The sequence below is a fragment of the Paracoccus sp. (in: a-proteobacteria) genome (assembly GCF_046462195.1).
Taxonomy (GTDB): Bacteria; Pseudomonadota; Alphaproteobacteria; order Rhodobacterales; family Rhodobacteraceae; genus Paracoccus.
Genome location: NZ_JBKGUN010000227.1, coordinates 10764 through 28241, shown reverse-complemented (window position 1 = coordinate 28241; position 17478 = coordinate 10764). Strand labels below are relative to the sequence as shown.

Genomic DNA, 17478 nt, shown 5'->3' with positions numbered 1-17478 from the left:
CGAGTCAGGAGGTGGCACGGCATGAAGATACTTTGCCTCGGCGGCGGTCCTGCGGGACTTTACTTCGCGATCTCGATGAAGCTGCGGGATCCGTCCCACGAGGTGACCGTGCTGGAGCGCAACGGCGCCGGCGACACCTTTGGCTGGGGCGTGGTGCTGTCCGACGATGCCCTGTCGCGGCTGGAGAAGAACGACCCGCCCTCGGCCCAGGCGATCCGCGACCACTTCATCTATTGGGACGACATCGCGGTGATCCGCGAAGGCCACCGCGAGGTTTCGGGCGGGCACGGCTTTGCAGGCATCGGTCGCCGCCAGCTGCTGATCCTGCTGCAGGAACGCGCGCGCGACCTGGGCGTGACCCTGCAGTTCCAGACTGAATTCGCCACCGCCGAGTCCTATCGCCATGACTATGACCTCGTGGTGGCCGCCGACGGGCTGAACAGCAGGGTGCGGTCGGAATATGCCGATGTCTTCCGCCCCGACATCGACATGAGGCGCTGCAAGTTCATTTGGCTGGGCACGCGGCAGAAGTTCGACGACGCCTTCACCTTCATCTTCGAAAAGACGCAGCACGGCTGGCTGTGGGCGCATGTGTATTCCTTCGATGCCGATACCGCGACCTTTATCGTGGAATGCGCACAGGACACCTGGGACGCCTTCGGCTTCGAGGGCATGACCAAGGAACAGATCGTCGAAACCTGCCGCGAAGTTTTCGCCGATCATCTGGACGGGCATGACCTGATGTCCAATGCGGCGCATCTGCGCGGCTCAGCCGTCTGGATGAACTTTCCCCGCGTGATCTGCGACCGCTGGTACCATGAGAACGTCGTCCTGATGGGCGATGCGGCGGCAACCGGGCATTTCTCGATCGGGTCGGGCACGCGGCTGGCGCTGGACAGCGCCATCGCACTGGCCGATTACCTGCACAGCGAACCCGACATGCAGGCCGCCTTTCGCCGTTACCAGGACGAGCGCCGGGTCGAGGTGCTGCGCCTGCAATCGGCCGCCCGCAACAGCCTTGAATGGTTCGAGGAGGTCCAGCGCTACCTGGACCTGGACTCGATCCAGTTCACCTATTCGCTGCTGACCCGCAGTCAGCGCATCGGGCACCGGAACCTGGCGCTGCGCGATCCGGAATGGGTCAGACGGGCCGAGGACTGGTTTCAGGCCCGCGCGGGCGGCCAACCGGGCCGTGCGCCGATGTTTGCCCCATTCCGCCTGCGCGAAATGGCGTTGAAGAACCGCATCGTCGTCTCGCCCATGGCGCAGTACAAGGCTGTCGACGGCTGCCCGACCGACTGGCATCTGGTCCATTACGGCGAACGCGCCAAGGGCGGCGCGGCCATGGTCTCTACCGAGATGACCTGCGTCAGCCCGGAAGGCCGCATCACGCCGGGCTGCCCGGGGCTGTATTCTCCTGAGCATCAGGCCGCCTGGACGCGGATCGTGGACTTTGTGCACGCCCAGACGGATGCCAGGATCTGCTGCCAGATCGGCCATTCCGGCCGCAAGGGCAGCACCGGCATCGGCTGGGAAGGCATGGATCAGCCGCTGGAGGAGGGAAACTGGCCCCTTATGTCGGCCTCGGCCCTGCCCTGGTCCGAGCAAAACGCCACCCCGCGCGAGATGACGCGCGACGACATGGAGGCGGTGACGGCGCAGTTCGTGGCCGCGACGCGCATGGCCGATGCGGCCGGCTTTGACATGATCGAGCTGCATGCCGCCCATGGCTATCTGGTCAGCAGCTTCCTGTCGCCCGTATCGAACCGGCGGACGGATGATTATGGCGGCAGCCTGGACAACCGCCTGCGCTGGCCGCTGGAGGTCTTTGCCGCCATGCGCGCCGTCTGGCCAGGGAACAAGCCCATGTCTGTGCGCATCTCGGCAACCGACTGGACCGAGGACGGAATCACGCCCGCCGATGCCGTGCAGATCGCCCGCGCCTTTCATGCGGCGGGGGTGGACATCATCGACGTCTCGGCCGGACAGACCACATCCCTGGCGCGCCCAGTTTATGGCCGGATGTTTCAGACGCCCTTTTCGGACCGCATCCGGAACGAGGCGGGGCTGGCGACGATGGCGGTCGGCAATATCAGCGACGCCGATCAGGCCAACGGCATCCTGATGGCGGGCCGTGCGGATCTGGTCTGCATCGGACGCCCGCATCTGGCCGACCCTTATTGGACGCTGCATGCCGCAGTCGCGCTGGGCGACACCGCCGCGGTCTGGCCCCTGCCCTATCTGGCCGGCCGCGACCAGGCGCGGCGCCTGGCCGAGAAACAGGCCGAGGAGCTCCGCGCGTGAGCCGCGTCCTGATCACCGGTGGCAGCAGCGGCACCGGCGCCGACATGGCCCGTGCCTTTGCCGCCCAGGGCCACGAGGTGGTGATCACCGGTCGCGACCAGGCGCGCCTTGATCGCGTCGCGGGCGGCGCGATCCGCGCGGTGCAGGGTGATGTCAGCGACCCCGAACAGGTCCGTGCGGTCTTCAACGCCGCAGGCCCCTGCCAGATCGTCATCGCCAATGCCGGGGCCGGAGAGGCCGCACCCTTTGGCAAGGTCACGTTGGATCACTGGCACCGGATGATCGCGGTGAACCTGACCGGCACCTTTCTGACCTTTCAGCAGGGGCTGGCGCAGATGGAGACGGGCGGCCGGCTGATCGCCATCGCCTCGATCGCAGGGCTGCGGGGGGCGGCCTATGCCTCGGCCTATGCGGCCAGCAAGCACGGGGTGATGGGGCTGGTCCGTTCGCTGGCGCTGGAAGTCGCGACCAAGGGCATCACCGTGAACGCGATCTGCCCCGGCTATCTGGACACCGCCATGACGGGCCGCACCCTCGACAACATCATGGAAAAGACCGGCCGCGACCGTGATGCCGCCGTGGCCTCCCTGACCCGGCGCAACCCGCAGGGCCGCCTGATCGCCCCGTCCGAGGTGACGGGTGCGGCGCTGTGGCTGGCCTCGGATGCGGCGGTCAGCGTGAACGGCCAGGCGATCGTGCTGGATGGGGGCGAAGGCGCATGACCGACCTGTCCAAGCGCCGCCTCAAGACCTGGATCCGCCTGCTGGGTGTCACGCGGCTGGCCGAGAACCGGCTGCGCGATTACCTGCGGCGCGAACATGCGACCACCCTGCCCCGCTTTGACGTGATGGCCGCCTTGTGGCGCCGCCGCGACGGGGTCACGATGTCCGAACTGTCACGGCTGCTGCTGGTGTCGAACGGGAACGCCACGGCCGTGGTCGACCGGCTGGAGGCCGACAGCCTGGTCCGCCGCGAGGCCGAGGATGGCGACCGCCGCCGCATCCGCGTCCGCCTGACCCCCGAAGGACTGATTGCCTTCGAGGCCATGGCGGCCGGCCACGAGGCTGAGGTCGATGCCATCTTTGCCGACCTGACCGATACCGACCTTGACACGATGCGCGAGATCCTGTCCCGCGCCGGGAGGAACGAATGACGCCCGTCCAGATGGCCAACCTGACGCCGCAGCATTTCCTGTGGGAGATGCACGACCGGATCGCCGTGATCCGCCTGAACCGCCCCGAGCGCAAGAACCCCCTGACCTTCGACAGCTATGCCGAACTGGGCGCCTGCTTCCGGCAACTGGCCCATGCGGATGACGTGGACGTGGTGGTGCTGGCCAGCAATGGCGGCAACTTCTGCTCGGGCGGCGACGTGCACGAGATCATCGGCCCGCTGGTCGGCATGGAGATGCCCCGGTTGCTGGCGTTCACCCGCATGACAGGCGAACTGGTCCGCGCCATGATCCACTGCAACAAGCCCGTCATCGCGGCGGTCGAGGGAATTTGCGTCGGCGCGGGTGCGATCATGGCGATGGCCGCGGACCTGCGGCTGGCCGCGCCCTCGGCCAAGGCAGCCTTTCTGTTCACGCGCGTCGGGCTGGCAGGCTGCGACATGGGCGCCTGCGCGATGCTGCCGCGCATCGTGGGCCAAGGCCGCGCGGCCGAGCTGCTCTATACCGGACGCGTCCTGCGCGCCGAGGAAGGAGAGCGTTGGGGCTTCTGGAACAGCCTGCACGATGACGTCCTTGCGGCGGCGATGGATCTGGCGCGGGGGATCGCGGCGGGTCCGACCTGGGCGCATGGCATCACCAAGACGCAGATGAACCAGGAATGGAACATGGGGCTGGACCAGGCCATCGAGGCCGAGGCGCAGGCGCAGGCCATCTGCATGCAGACCCGCGATTTCGAGCGTGCCTATCGCGCCTTTGCCGCCAGGGAAACACCGGTATTCGAAGGCAACTGAGCGGCCCTTTAGGATATGAGCAGGACGATGGATCGAAGTTTTCTGGACTGGCCCTTTTTCGAGGATCGCCACCGTGTCCTGGCCGCGGAACTGGAGGATTGGGCGCAGGGCGCGCTGCCGGTGGATCATGGCGATGTCGATGCGGCCTGCCGGGGGCTGGTGGCGGCCTTGGGCCAGGCCGGATGGCTGCGCCATTCGGGGGGCGAGGCGCTGGACATCCGCAGCCTGTGCCTGATCCGCGAAACCTTGGCCCGCCATGACGGCCTGGCGGATTTCGCCTTTGCCATGCAGGGGTTGGGCATGGGCGCGGTGACGCTGTTCGGCAGCCCGGCGCAGCGCGCATGGCTGGAGCGGACGCGCAGCGGGCAGGCCTTGTCCGGCTTTGCGCTGACCGAGCCGGGCTCGGGTTCGGATGTGGCGCGGGTGGCAACCAGCGCGCGCCGCGAGGGCGAGAACTGGGTGCTGGACGGGGAAAAGACTTATATCTCGAACGGCGGGATCGCGGATGTTTACGTCATCATCGCGCGCACGGGCGAGGCACCGGGGGCAAGGGGTCTGTCGGCCTTCCTGCTGCCCGCCGACACGCCGGGGCTGGAGGTCGTCAGCCGCATCGAGGTGATGGCGCCGCACCCGCTGGCGCATCTGCGCCTGACCGGGGTCCGCCTGCCCGGCGAGGCGCTGATCGGCCAGCCGGGCCAAGGCTTCCGGATCGCGATGACGGTGCTGGATCATTTCCGCCCGACCGTGGGCGCGGCCGCCCTGGGCTTTGCCCGCCGCGCGCTGGACGAGGCCCTGCATCGGGTGCGGCAAAGGCAGATCTTTGGCGCGCCCATGGCGGACCTGCAGATGGTCCAGGGTCATCTGGCCGACATGGCATTGAAGGTCGATGCCAGCGCCCTGCTGGTCTATCGCGCGGCCTGGGCCAAGGATCAGGGTGCCCCCCGCATCACCCGCGAAGCCGCAATGGCAAAACTGTACGCAACCGAGACCGCGCAGGAGGTCATCGACCAGGCCCTGCAACTGCATGGCGGCGACGGCGTGCGCAGCGGCATGGCTGTCGAGAGCCTTTACCGGGAGATCCGCGCCTTGCGCATCTATGAAGGGGCCAGCGACGTGCAGCGGCTGGTCATCGCCCGCAGCGTTCTGGAGGGCGCATGACCTATACCCGCAGCATCGCGATCGAGTTCTGCCACTGCGACCCGGCGGGGATCGTCTTTTATCCCCGTTATGCCGAGATGGTGAACCACATGGTCGAGAACTTCTTCCTCGAGATCGTGGGCCACGGCTTTGGCCCGATGATGGCCGCCGGCCAGGGAATGCCGACGGTGCGGCTGGAAATGGATTTCCGCAAGCCCTCGCGTCTGGGCGACCGTCTGGACTGGCAACTGCAGGTCGAGCATCTGGGCCGCACCAGCGCCCGGTTCCGCGTCACCGCCGAAGACCGGATCGAGGCAAGGGCGACCGTGGTCTGGATGGCGCAGGACTTCACGCCCTCGCCCTGGCCCGACGATATCCGCACCGTGCTGGAGGCCTATCATGCATGAACCCCTTCATCCCGCGCATTGGAAGCGTGCCTCGGGCTATGCCAACGGCGTCATGGCGCGCGGGCGGATGATCTTTACCGGCGGGCTGGTGGGCTGGGATGCCGACCAGCAGTTCCAGACCGACGACTTTGCGGGCCAGGTGCGGCAGGTGCTCGAAAACATCATGGCGGTCCTGGCCGAAGGAGGCGCGGGGCCGCAGCACCTGGTGCGGATGACATGGTATGTCACGGACAAGCGTGAATACCTGGAGGCCTTGCGCGAGGTCGGCGCGGCCTATCGCGAGGTGATCGGACGGCATTACCCGGCCATGGCGCTGGTGCAGGTGGTGGCCCTAGTCGAGGACCGGGCCAAGGTCGAGATCGAGGCAACGGCAGTCGTGCCGGACTGACAGCAGGGGACAGGGATCATGGCAGCGTTGGGACCAAGCGGACATACGGACAGCTTCACGCGCGACAGCCTGCCCCCGCCCGAGGCTTGGCCGGTGATCGACGTTTCGGGTTTCGATTATCCGGACTGGCTGAACGTGGGGGCGGAACTGACCGACCGCATGGTCGACCGCGGATTTGGCGACCGGGTCGCGCTGGTCGGCAACGGCCGCGCCCGGACCTACAAGGAACTGTCGGACTGGACCAACCGGCTGGCCCATGCCCTGGTCGAGGATTACGGCGTGAAGCCCGGGAACCGGGTGCTGATCCGCTCGGCCAACAACCCGGCGATGGTGGCCTGCTGGCTGGCCGCGACCAAGGCGGGGGCCGTCGTGGTCAACACCATGCCGATGCTGCGCGAAAAGGAACTGGCGCAGGTGATCGACAAGGCGCAGGTCAGTCACGCGCTGTGCGACACGCGGCTGATGGACGTACTGGTCAGTGCGGCAAAAGGATCGGCGGTTCTGAACACGGTCGTGGGCTTTGACGGCACCGCCAACCATGACGCCGAGCTGGACCGGGCGGCCTTGACCAAGCCGGTGCGGTTCCAGGCCGTGCGGACCGGGCGGGACGACGTGGCGCTGCTGGGCATGACCTCGGGTTCGACCGGGGAACCCAAGGCCACGATGCATTTCCACCGCGACGTCCTGATCATCGCCGACGGCTATGCGCGCGAGGTGCTGGGCGTGACGCCCGACGACGTGTTCGTCGGAAGCCCGCCCCTGGCCTTCACCTTCGGGCTTGGCGGGTTGGCGGTCTTTCCCTTGCGCTTCGGTGCCTCGGCGGTCCTGCTGGAAAACGCCTCGCCGCCGAACATGATCGAGATCATCCAGACCCACCGTGCGACCGTCTGCGTGACGGCACCCACGGCCTATCGGGTCATGCTGCGCGCGATGCAGGAGGGCGCGGACCTGTCCAGCCTGCGTGTGGCGGTCAGCGCGGGCGAGACCCTGCCCGCCCCCATCTGGCAGGAATGGTGCGACCGGACCGGCAAGCCGATCCTGGACGGCATCGGCGCGACCGAGATGCTGCACATCTTCCTGACCAACCGTCTGGACGACAGTCATCCCGGCTGCACCGGCCGTCCGGTGCAAGGTTATCGCGCGCGGATCGTGGACGACCAGGGGACCGAGGTTCCGCGCGGCGAGATGGGGCGGCTGGCGGTCATCGGGCCGACCGGCTGCCGGTACCTCAATGACGGGCGGCAGGGCGAGTATGTGCAGGATGGCTGGAACCTGACCGGCGACACCTTCTGGCAGGATGACGACGGGCGGTTTCATTTCGCCGCCCGCTGCGACGACATCATCGTGTCCTCGGGCTATAACATCGCGGGTCCGGACGTGGAGGCGGCCCTGCTGGCCCATCCCGAGGTGCTGGAATGTGCCGTCATCGGCGCCCCGGATCCGGAGCGCGGCCAGATTGTCGAAGCGCATGTCGTGCTGGTTCCCGGAACCGTTGCGGACCAGGCCATGGCCGAACGCTTGCAGCGCCACGTCAAGGATGCGATTGCGCCGTTCAAATATCCCCGCCGCGTCGTCTTCTGCAGTGCCCTGCCCAAGACCCAGACCGGCAAGATCCAGAGGTTCAGGCTGAAGCAATGACCGTTGACCCCGCATCCGAAGGCGCCCGCATGTCGTTCGACGGGCGGATGTCCTATGGCGACTACCTCGGCCTTGACCGCCTGCTGGCCGCCCAGCATCCGCTGTCGGATGCCCATGACGAGATGCTGTTCATCATCCAGCACCAGACCTCCGAACTGTGGATGAAGCTGGCGCTGCTGGAGATGGGTGCCGCCCGCGCCCGGATCGCTGCAGGCGACCTGCGGCCGGCTTTCAAGATGCTGTCCCGGGTGGCGCGGATCATGGAACAGCTGAATTCGGCATGGGACGTGCTGCGCACGATGACGCCGTCCGAATATTCGACCTTTCGTCCCGCGCTGGCCGAGAGCAGCGGCTTCCAGTCGCACCAGTACCGGATGATCGAGTTCGTGGCGGGCAACCGCAACATGGCGATGGTCGGCCCTCATGCCCATCGCGAGGATCTGGCCGAGGCGCTGCAGGCCGAGGCCGCGCGGCCATCGCTTTATGACGAGGTGCTGGGGCGGCTGCGGGCGGCGGGCTTCGACGTTCCGGCCCGCGCGGTGCTGGACCGGCCGCATCAGCCGGACCCGGCCGCGCGAGCCGCTTGGATCGAGGTTTATCGTGACCCCGCCAAGCACTGGGAATTGTACGAACTGGCCGAAAAACTGGTCGATTTCGAGGATTACTTTCGTCGCTGGCGCTTCAACCACGTGACGACGGTCGAACGGATCATCGGCTTCAAGCGCGGATCAGGCGGAACATCCGGTGTCAACTATCTGCGCCGGATGCTGGACATCGTGCTGTTCCCTGACCTGTGGGAACTGCGGACCGAGTTGTGACGGCCGTCCCTTCGGAACTGCAGGACCGATCCGGTGGCGCCCGGCCCTGCGGACCGGTCGCGGTCGATGCCGGCCGGCCAGAGCCGGATCAGGGGCGGGCGTAATAGGCGTAGCTGCCGGCAACGGCAAAGCCGAGGCTGGCATAGGTTGCTACGGCGCCTGAGTTGGCTCGGCTGACGGCAAGACCCATGCGGGTCGCGCCATGTCCGGCAGCCCAGAAGGCAGCCTGTCGGATCATCCACCCCGCAAGACCTTGGCGGCGGAATGGGGGCAGAACCTCGATCGCGTGAACCATGGCCACGTCCTGATGGCAGGCAACGAAACCGGCACCGGCGGCGCGGTCGCGGATGCGGCCCAAAAGCGCCGCCTTCGGCTGCGCCACACGCTCCATCACCGCTTGGCGGGCCTGGGCAATGGAGCCTGCGGCCCAGATCTGGCGCTGGATCGCCAAGGGAGGCCAGACGGAAAAGGCCGTCACCGGGGGCAGCGGGCGATCGGTCAGAGTGGCAACGGGCGCGATCATGACCAGGGTCGGGTTCTGGATATGATATCCCCGTCCGATCAGGGCATCGGTCAGGGCGCTGTCGTCATCCCAGGCGCGGAACAGGGGCGCCTGCCCCCATGCCGCGTGCCGGGCCTCGGCGGCGTCCAGGTCATCCCTGTCCCACGGCGCAACCGCAAGGGCCGAACTGACCCGCCCGCCGGCCCCCAATCCCCGCCCGACCTGCAGGCCGCCGCAGCGGCAGGTCTCGGCAGACGGCCAGGTCGCCTCGAAAGCTGCAGCCAGTCCGGCATCCGGACGCGTCATCAGACCCCGATCCGCGCGCGCAACGCGGCCATGGCCTGGTCCACGCGTCCTGCATCCAGGCCGCGCACCACCAGGTTCGTACCCCAGCCGGTGTCGTCCCGGAAAGGGTAGGAGCCAAGGGAAAGGTCGCCGTACTCGGCAGCCACGGCCTTGAGATCCTCGGCCACGTCGCTTTCCCCGCGCCGCACCTCGACCGTCAGGGACTGAACGGGACGGCCGCCGGGCAGGCGCGGGATCAGCCAGTCGACCATGCCGCGAAACACTTCGGGCACGCCGGCCATGACATGCGTGCCGCCGATGGAAAAACCGGGCGCAGCCGAAACAGGATTGTCGATCAGCGTTGCCCCCACCGGAATGCGTGCCATGCGCAGACGGTTTTCCGTCAGCTCCATCCCCATGCGGTCGCAGCGATCCTGCAACAGGGCGCGCGCCTCGGGGTGGATCGCGACGGTGGTGCCATGGGCATCGGCGACCGCATCCGCGGTGATGTCATCATGGGTCGGCCCAATCCCGCCCGAGGTGAACAGGAGGTCATAGTCGCCCCCCAGACTGTGATCGAGAGCCCGGATTGCCGCCACGATACGGCCGTGATCATCAGCCACGACGCGGATCTCGCGCAGGTCGAAGCCGGTGGCGGTCAGGACCTGAGCCAGGTGGTGGGCGTTCCCCTCGCGGGTACGGCCCGACAGGATCTCGTCCCCGATGACCAGAATTGCGGCGGTAGGGTTGTCGGATTGCATGGGCGTAGTTCCCTTCTGGATGCGGTTCCGTCTTTCTATGCCCGCGCGAAGGGCTGGAACAAGTGGGCCTGCGTCTCTATCTAGGCCGGATGAAGAAAGGATCTGCGATGGACGAAAGCCGTATCACCCGCGAGGGCATCCGCATCCACATGCCCGAGGACTTCGACGGGATGCGCCGCGCGGGCGCCGTCGTCGCACGGATCCTGGACGAGGTGGGACCGATGGTGCAGCCGGGAACGACCACCGGGGCGCTGGACGATTTCATCCGCGCCCGGGTCGAGGAACTGGGCACGACTTCGGCCACGATCGGCTATCGCGGCTACCAGCATGCCAGCTGCATCAGCGTGAACCACGTTGTCTGCCACGGCATCCCGGGTGACAAGGTGCTGAAGGATGGGGACATCCTGAACATCGACGTGACGGTGATCCTGGACGGCTGGTTCGGGGACAGCAGCCGCATGTATGTGGCTGGACGCGCTCCGTTGAAGGCGCAGCGCCTGCTGCAGGTCACGCATGACGCCCTGATGAAGGGGATCGAGGTCGTGCGTCCGGGCGCCACCTTTGGCGACATCGGCGCAGCGATCCAGACCTATGCCGAAGAACGCCGGATGTCGGTGGTTCGCGACTTTTGCGGCCATGGCATCGGACGCGTGTTCCATGCCCCGCCGAACGTGCTGCACTTTGGCCGCCCCGGAAAAGGTCCGGTGCTGGAAGAAGGCATGTTCTTCACCATCGAGCCGATGATCAACCTGGGCCGCCCCGAAACCAAGGTTCTGGCCGACGACTGGACTGCCGTCACGCGCGACAAGTCCCTGTCCGCGCAGTTCGAGCATTCGATCGGCGTGACGGCTGAGGGATGCGAGATCTTCACGCCGTCAGACCGGTTCTTCCCGCAAATCAATTGACAGGGTGATGAACGGGGGGCGGATCGCCCCCTGCACGCCTTGCCAAAGGGCGGTGGCTTTACGGCCTAGAGGCGGGGCCCCCGGGCCGCATCACAGGATCAGGCACGGCCGGCGGCGGCCGACAGGAGTGACGGGTCGACCCCCTGGGCACGCAATGCACGCTGCCATTTGTCGTCATCCGAAGAATCGAAGATCAGATCTTCGGCGCCATCACCGGTCAGCCAGCCATTCGCCAGCATCTCCGATTCCAGTTGCCCCGGCCCCCAGCCCGCATAGCCCAAGGCCAACACCGCCGGATCCGGCCCCTGGCCATGCGCCAGATCCTCAAGGATGTCGCGGGTAGTCGTCATCGCCAGAGCCTGCCCGATTCGCAGCCGCCCTTCGGGATCCTCGCCATGCTCGGCCACCTTGTGAAGGACAAAGCCCCGCCCCGGCTCGACCGGGCCGCCAAAGCGGACCTCGATCCGGCGCGTCTGGTCATCCGCCTGAATCCCAAGCTGTTCCAGAAGGTCGCCAAAATCGATTTCGGGCAGGGGGTGGTTGAGGACCAGTCCCATCGCACCTTCTTCCGAATGCGCGCAAACCAGCACGACCGAGCGTTCGAAACGCGGATCAGCCATGCCGGGCATCGCGATCAGGATCTTGCCCGTCAGGTTCTGGGGGTCGGCATCACCAAGGTTCAGATGCGGCCCTGATTGGTCGAAGGGGGTGCTGCTCATCATCGCTCCTTTTTCGTTTAAATCGTGATCGGGACGGAATGTTGCAAGCCTTGCGCGGATTTGTGACTTCTCAGAGGTGCATTTGGGCCGCTATGGCTGACAGCATGAACATGCACCTCGTGACATTGGTCCTTCTGACCCTGCTTTATCCCCTTGCGTCTGCCCAGGCGCAGGAGGCGGAAGGCCAAGCCGCGCGACAGGATCTGCCGCCTGGGCTGGAGGCGGCACGCCTGCTGCCGGGCTGGACCGATCGTGCCGGAAACCGGGTGCTGGCGCTGGAATTGCAACTGCAGCCTGGTTGGAAAACCTACTGGCGCAGCCCGGGCGATACCGGCCTGCCCCCCCATTTCGAATGGGAAGGGTCGCAGAACCTTTCAGGCGTCACCTTCCACTGGCCGGCCCCCGAGGCCATCCGGTCCGGCGAGAGGTTGGAAATGGGCTATCACGACCATCTTGTTCTGCCCTTTACCGCTCATGCCGTGGATCCGGCCCTGCCGATCACGGTCAAGGCCCAGATCGACCTGGGATTGTGCGAAAACATCTGCGTCCCCGGACAGCTGAACCTGATGGCGCCAAAGGCTAGGGCGCTTGCCGACCCTGCCATCAGGAAGGCGCTTGAGGCTGAACCCGTCCGGCTGCAGGATCGTCCCGCCTGCCACGTCACGCCGATCACGGACGGGCTGCGCGTCCTGATCGGTCTGCCCGGGCCGGACGCCACCCTGGCCGCAGTGGAATTGACGGATCGGCCCGATGTCTGGGTATCAGGCGCGGATCTCGTGCAAGGGCCAGAGGGACCTCAGGCGGCGGTCGAGATGGTGGGCCCGACAGGACAACCCTTTGCACTGGACCACAACCAGCTGCGCCTCACCGTCGTCTCGGGCCAGGGCGCAGGCGCCAGCGCGGTTGAAATGCTGGGCTGCGAACCGTCAGGCTAACCCTTGAGCCCGCTGCGGCGGGTGATTGCCAATCCGGCGCCCAGCATGATGAGGCCAAGAAGCAGCGCGTAAAGACCCAAGGCCCACCCGACCGACGATGCAACCGGCCACCAGTGCGGCAGCGTCACCCCCAAGGCCGGGACCACGGTCAACGGCACCAGCGTCAGCACCAAGCCTGCCGCCGCTGCTCCACTGGCGCGACGGAACGTGCCCTGCATGGCGCCCGCCCGCAGGCTGCGCCGGAACCCTTGCCGTGCCCGCCAGATATCGGCCCCCACGGCCAGCACCGCGGGCACGACCAGCAGCACCAGCACCATCCCGAACGCCAGACCATAGGCCAGCGTCACCACCGTCGGCTTGAGGAACAAGGCCTGCGACGAGCGCTCGTAAAGCAATGGCGCCAGCCCCAGAACGGTCGTGGCCGTGGTCAGCAGCACCGGCCGGAACCGGTCGGCCACCGCGTCCACGATGGCCGGACGCAGGCCTCTCGTGCGCCCATACTCGTCCACGGTCGATATCAGCACGATGGAATCGTTGATGATGATCCCCGCCATGCCGATCAGCCCCACGATCGAGAACATGCTCATGGGCAGCTGCCAGCTGGCATGGCCCCAGACCGCCCCGATCAGGCCGAAGGGGATGACCGACATCACCACAAAGGGCCGTGCCCAGCTGGCAAATATCCAGGCCAGCACCATGTAGATCCCCAGCATCGCCAGACCGAATCCGGTCAATGCGTCGTTCAGGAACTCCCGCTCCTGCTCGGCCAGGCCGGTGACGTCAAAGGTGACACCAAAGCGGGCGGCGATATCAGGCATCAGCCGGTCCTGCAGATCCTGGGTGATCTGGGCCGCGCGCGCCGGATCGTCGCCCGAGATGTCGCCCGTGACGAGGATCATCCGTTCCCCGTTTTCCCGTCGCACCACCGAAAACCCGGCTTCGGACGTCACTGTCACGATATCGGACAAGGGCACCCACTGATGCGAACCGGCACGCATCATCATGCGGTCAAGGAAGTCGGCCTGCCGTTCCTCTTCGGGCAATTCGACCATGATTGCCCCGGTGCGGGTACCGACCGGAAAGGTCGCGGCCTCGATCCCGCCAAGCCGCTGGCGCAGTTCCCGCGCCAGACCGGCCGTGGTGAAGCCCAGTGCCTCACCCTGGGGCGTCAGCTGCAGCGCCAGTTCTTCCTTGTCATAGTCCATGCTGTCTTCCAACGCAGACACTTCCGGGAAATCCGCCAGCTGTTGCTTCAGGCCCTCGGCCGCCGCCTTCAACTGGGCGGCGTCGGCCCCTGTCATGCGGACGGAAATCGCATCCCCTCCGGGTCCGGTGCGAAAACCGCGGAAGCTGATCGTTTCCAGCCGGGGATCGGAGGGCATGGCCTCCTGCAGGGCCGAAACGAATTCAAAGCTGGAATAAGGGCGGAAATCAGGGTCGATCAGTTCGATCTGGACGGCGCCCAGCAGGTCGGCCTCCTTGGTTTCCGCGCCGGGCAGCGGACGGCCGGAATTGCCGCCGATCTGCGTCATCATGTGGGTGATGGGATTGGTGCCGTATTCATCCTCGTATGTGGCGGCAACCCCTTCCACGGCCTCCTGCACCAAGCCCATGACCCGCAGCGTGTCCTCGCGCGTCGCACCGGGCAGCATGGCAAAGTTTCCCGACACGCTGCCTTGCTCAGGCGCGTCAAAGAACCGCCAGGGCACGGTGCCCGTCATCAACATCGTCGCGGACCATGACAAACCCGCCAGGGTCAGTGCCAGAACCGGATAGCGCGCGACCAGCACCAGTCGCGTCAACGGACGAAGCCCGTGCATCACGAAGCGGTCCAGCCAGCGGTTCACCACCTTTGACGGGCGGTCGTACCAGCGGTCCTTGGCGCTGTGGGCCAGGGCATGCGCCATGTGGTTGGGCAAAATCAGGAAACATTCTACCAGGGATGCCACCAGCACCAGGATGACAGTCATCGGTATATCCGCCACCAGGCTGCCAAAGCGCCCGCTGATCAGCACCAGCCCCGCAAAGGCGATCACCGTGGTCAGGGTCGAGGATATGACCGGCGCCGCCATCCGCAAGGCCGCACGCTCCGCCGCGACCTGCGGCGGCTCGCCCAGCTTGCGGGCGCGGTAATCGGCATGTTCCCCCACCACAATCGCATCGTCGACGATGATGCCCAGCGTCAGGATCAGCGCGAACAAGGAGATCATGTTGATCGTCATGCCCGCGATATACATCAGGGCCACGGCCGCCAGCAGCGAGGCAGGGATGCCCGCCGCCACCCAGATGGCGGTGCGGGCGTTCAGGAACAGGAACAAGAGGCCCAAAACCAGCACCAGCCCCAGGACCGCATTGTCCAGAAGCAGCGACAGCCGACCTGAGATCAGTTCGGCCCGGGCCCGGACCAGTTCCATGGTGACGCCCTGCGGCAGGGCGGGCTCCATCTGCGCGACGACAGCCTCGACCTCGCGCTGCATGCCGATGGCATCGCCCGAGGCGCTGCGCTGGACAGCGACCGTCACGGCGGGATCGCCCCGGACGAAGTAGGCGATGTCGCGCCCGATGCCGCTGTCGCTGACCCGCGCCACGTCCCCGACCGTCAGCTGCGTGCCGTCCGGCAGCGCCTTGAGGACAAGGGACGCCACCGCCGCCGGATCGCGCGTCTCGGATCCCGTCCGCACCCGCGCCGTTCCCGAGGCGATGTCCCCTGCCGGCGTGGGCGCGGCGGCGGCGGAAATGACGGTAGCGACCTCCTCCATCGTCAGGTCGTGGCGGATCAGGTCCGCCATGCGCAATTCGACCAGCGTTTCCGGGGCCGAGATTCCAGCCACCCCAAGCCGCGTCACGCCGCGCGCATAAAGCCGGTTCGACAGGTCATCCGCGATGCGGCCCAGCTGGTCCAGCCCCACCGGACCTGAAATGACCACGTCGGCGACGGAATCCCGCCAGGCCCGACGCGTGATCTCGGGATCCTCGGCGCCTTCGGGCAGATCGCCCGCCGCGCCGATGGCGGTTTCCACCTCGGCCGTCGCGCGAGACATGTCCCAGCCCGGTTCGAATTCCAGCCGCAGGCGGGCCGAACCTTGGCTGGCTTGGCTGGAGGTCAGGTCCACACCCTCGACGCCCATCAGGGCCGGCTCCAGCACTCCCACGACCGAACGATCCACATCATCCGCGCCCGCGCCGTCCCAGCGGACGGTGACATCGATTTCCTGCACCACGGTATCGGGAAAGAACTGCGCCCGCAGCCGGGGCGCAGCGTAAAGGCCCGCCACCACCATGACCGCCAGCAGAAGATTGGCCAAGGTGGCATGGCGGACGAACAGGGACACGAGGCCGCGACCCTCAGCCACGGCTTGCACCCTCGTTCCGGCGGACCTGTTGTTCGGGGCGGCGCGGACCCGCGGGTCCTTCCCCGCGATCCTGCGCGGCGTCGCGAACCCGGATGCCGGTTCCCAGCTGCGGCGCGCGCTCGGCCACGACCTGCGTCCCGGCCAGAGCTGCGGGAACGGCAATGATGACGTCATCCCCCTGCCGCCGCAGCACGGTCACCGGCATGGCCGTCAGCCGTCCTTCGTCACCCGCAACCAGGACGGCGCCATCCGCACCCACCGCCGCAGCGGGGATCCGGGCCGCATCAGGGATGGCCGGTTCGGCGATCTGCGTGCGGACAAAGTCACCGGGCCGCAACCGTTCGCCCCCTTCGGTGATGCGAGCATACACGACACGTCCCGCCGTTCCTTCGGCGACCGATGCGGCCGCGCGGTCCAACTGTGCACGCGCCGCCATCCGGCCGCTGTCGTCCAGCGTCACGGTCACCGGGTGGTCCTGCAAACGGCTGCCCTCCGCCGCCAGTCGGGCAAACTGGTCCAGCGACAGCGGCACCTGCACCTCCAGCGCGTCGGGATCGATGATTAGCGCCAACTGTTCGTTCAGGCTGACCAATCCCCCCTCGACCGCCATCACCTCGGTCACGCGGCCGTCGAAGCCCGCGCGGATCTCGGTGTCGGCCAAGGCCCGGCGTGCCTCGGACAGGGCGATCTCGGCCCGGCGCAGGGCGTTTTTGGCAGCGGTCACGGCGCTTTCGGCATCGGCCAGTGCAGCGCGGCGACTGATCACGGCCTGTTGAGCGGTCGAGGCCGCCAGTTCGGCGGTTTCACGGTCCAGACTGGTGCCAAGACCACGGCCCGACAGCTGTTCCTGCCGCGCCACCGCCGCCTGACGCAGTTCGGCCTGGCGTTCGGCGGCTGTCAGATCCTCGGCCGCGATGCCGACGGCGCGGCGTGCATCCTCCAGCACGCCCTGCGCATCATCGCGTTCGGCCTGGCTGCTGTCCAGCGCGGCCTGCGCGGCCGAGGGATCGATGCGGGCCAGCAGCTGGCCGGCGACAACGGTCCCGCCTTCCTGCAGGGCGGGGTCCATCTGGACGATCCGGCCGGATGCGCCGGCGCGCAGCTGCAGCTGACGGCGCGACTGTACCTGGCCAAAGACCTGCATCTGCGGCTGGATCACCTCGGGCGCGATGGGGATCAGCCGGGCCGCAAAGACCTGTTCGGCCGGCGCACGGGCCGGGCCGCTGTCTGCGCGCCGTGCTTCCAGTGCCTGCCATATCTGGAAAACCGCCAGAAACAGAAGGGCGATCGTCAGAAAGGTCAGGAACAGCCCCATCAGGCTGCGGGTCAGGAAACGCATGCGGTCAGGTCCATGTGGCGGGCGG

16 protein-coding genes are annotated in these 17478 nt (G+C 67.1%); 11 read left to right on the top strand and 5 right to left on the bottom strand.

Annotated elements, in window-relative coordinates; all coding sequences use genetic code 11:
- Positions 1-21: 21 nt before the first annotated feature.
- The 9 genes from ACLHHB_RS14155 to ACLHHB_RS14115 are packed head-to-tail and all read left to right on the top strand — an operon-like array spanning position 22 to position 8654.
- Positions 22-2304 carry a bifunctional salicylyl-CoA 5-hydroxylase/oxidoreductase gene (locus ACLHHB_RS14155; RefSeq protein ID WP_410218926.1) on the top strand — a complete coding sequence of 761 codons (2283 nt, stop codon included), beginning with the start codon at positions 22-24 and terminating at the stop codon, positions 2302-2304.
- Entirely contained in the window at positions 2301-3026 is a 726-nt protein-coding gene (locus ACLHHB_RS14150; protein ID WP_410218925.1) for an SDR family NAD(P)-dependent oxidoreductase, read from the top strand. Before ACLHHB_RS14155 ends, ACLHHB_RS14150 begins: the two co-directional genes overlap by 4 nt.
- Positions 3023-3457, top strand: a complete 435-nt coding sequence (locus ACLHHB_RS14145; RefSeq protein WP_410218924.1) for a MarR family winged helix-turn-helix transcriptional regulator — start codon at positions 3023-3025, stop codon at positions 3455-3457. Before ACLHHB_RS14150 ends, ACLHHB_RS14145 begins: the two co-directional genes overlap by 4 nt.
- Positions 3454-4266, top strand: a complete 813-nt coding sequence (locus tag ACLHHB_RS14140; RefSeq protein WP_410218923.1) for an enoyl-CoA hydratase family protein — start codon at positions 3454-3456, stop codon at positions 4264-4266. The genes ACLHHB_RS14145 and ACLHHB_RS14140 overlap by 4 nt, the downstream gene beginning before the upstream one ends.
- 27 nt (positions 4267-4293) lie before the next feature.
- Positions 4294-5424: an acyl-CoA dehydrogenase family protein gene (locus ACLHHB_RS14135; protein WP_410218922.1), complete on the top strand. Its 1131-nt coding sequence runs from the start codon at positions 4294-4296 to the stop codon at positions 5422-5424.
- Entirely contained in the window at positions 5421-5810 is a 390-nt protein-coding gene (locus ACLHHB_RS14130) for an acyl-CoA thioesterase (protein WP_410218921.1), read from the top strand. The genes ACLHHB_RS14135 and ACLHHB_RS14130 overlap by 4 nt, the downstream gene beginning before the upstream one ends.
- Complete coding sequence (locus ACLHHB_RS14125; protein ID WP_410218920.1) at positions 5803-6198, top strand: RidA family protein; 396 nt, start codon at positions 5803-5805, stop codon at positions 6196-6198. Before ACLHHB_RS14130 ends, ACLHHB_RS14125 begins: the two co-directional genes overlap by 8 nt.
- 18 nt (positions 6199-6216) lie before the next feature.
- Positions 6217-7836: an AMP-binding protein gene (locus ACLHHB_RS14120; RefSeq protein WP_410218919.1), complete on the top strand. Its 1620-nt coding sequence runs from the start codon at positions 6217-6219 to the stop codon at positions 7834-7836.
- Positions 7833-8654, top strand: coding sequence for a tryptophan 2,3-dioxygenase (locus ACLHHB_RS14115; RefSeq protein ID WP_410218918.1), 822 nt, complete (start codon positions 7833-7835; stop codon positions 8652-8654). Before ACLHHB_RS14120 ends, ACLHHB_RS14115 begins: the two co-directional genes overlap by 4 nt.
- Before the next feature lie 88 nt (positions 8655-8742).
- On the opposite strand, the gene ACLHHB_RS14110 is transcribed toward ACLHHB_RS14115, so the two are convergent.
- The gene (locus ACLHHB_RS14110) at positions 8743-9462 is read right to left on the bottom strand and encodes a GNAT family N-acetyltransferase (RefSeq protein WP_410218917.1); all 720 of its coding nucleotides are present in this window, start codon (positions 9460-9462) and stop codon (positions 8743-8745) included.
- A complete protein-coding gene (locus ACLHHB_RS14105) occupies positions 9462-10202 on the bottom strand; it encodes a competence/damage-inducible protein A (protein WP_410218916.1) in 741 nt (246 codons plus the stop codon). The genes ACLHHB_RS14110 and ACLHHB_RS14105 overlap by 1 nt, the downstream gene beginning before the upstream one ends.
- A gap of 107 nt (positions 10203-10309) precedes the next feature.
- Between ACLHHB_RS14105 and map the strand changes: the two genes are divergently transcribed.
- The gene (gene map, locus ACLHHB_RS14100; RefSeq protein ID WP_410218915.1) at positions 10310-11107 is read left to right on the top strand and encodes a type I methionyl aminopeptidase; all 798 of its coding nucleotides are present in this window, start codon (positions 10310-10312) and stop codon (positions 11105-11107) included.
- A 98-nt stretch (positions 11108-11205) separates the two neighbouring features.
- On the opposite strand, the gene ACLHHB_RS14095 is transcribed toward map, so the two are convergent.
- Positions 11206-11736: a YqgE/AlgH family protein gene (locus ACLHHB_RS14095; RefSeq protein ID WP_410218943.1), complete on the bottom strand. Its 531-nt coding sequence runs from the start codon at positions 11734-11736 to the stop codon at positions 11206-11208.
- 194 nt (positions 11737-11930) lie between these two features.
- Between ACLHHB_RS14095 and ACLHHB_RS14090 the strand changes: the two genes are divergently transcribed.
- The gene (locus tag ACLHHB_RS14090) at positions 11931-12761 is read left to right on the top strand and encodes a protein-disulfide reductase DsbD domain-containing protein (RefSeq protein WP_410218914.1); all 831 of its coding nucleotides are present in this window, start codon (positions 11931-11933) and stop codon (positions 12759-12761) included.
- Here ACLHHB_RS14090 and ACLHHB_RS14085 read toward each other — a convergent pair.
- A complete protein-coding gene (locus tag ACLHHB_RS14085; protein ID WP_410218913.1) occupies positions 12758-16114 on the bottom strand; it encodes an efflux RND transporter permease subunit in 3357 nt (1118 codons plus the stop codon). The genes ACLHHB_RS14090 and ACLHHB_RS14085 overlap by 4 nt on opposite strands.
- On the bottom strand, positions 16107-17453 hold the full coding sequence (locus tag ACLHHB_RS14080) for an efflux RND transporter periplasmic adaptor subunit (RefSeq protein WP_410218912.1): 1347 nt from the start codon (positions 17451-17453) through the stop codon (positions 16107-16109). The genes ACLHHB_RS14085 and ACLHHB_RS14080 overlap by 8 nt, the downstream gene beginning before the upstream one ends.
- Positions 17454-17478: the final 25 nt, after the last annotated feature.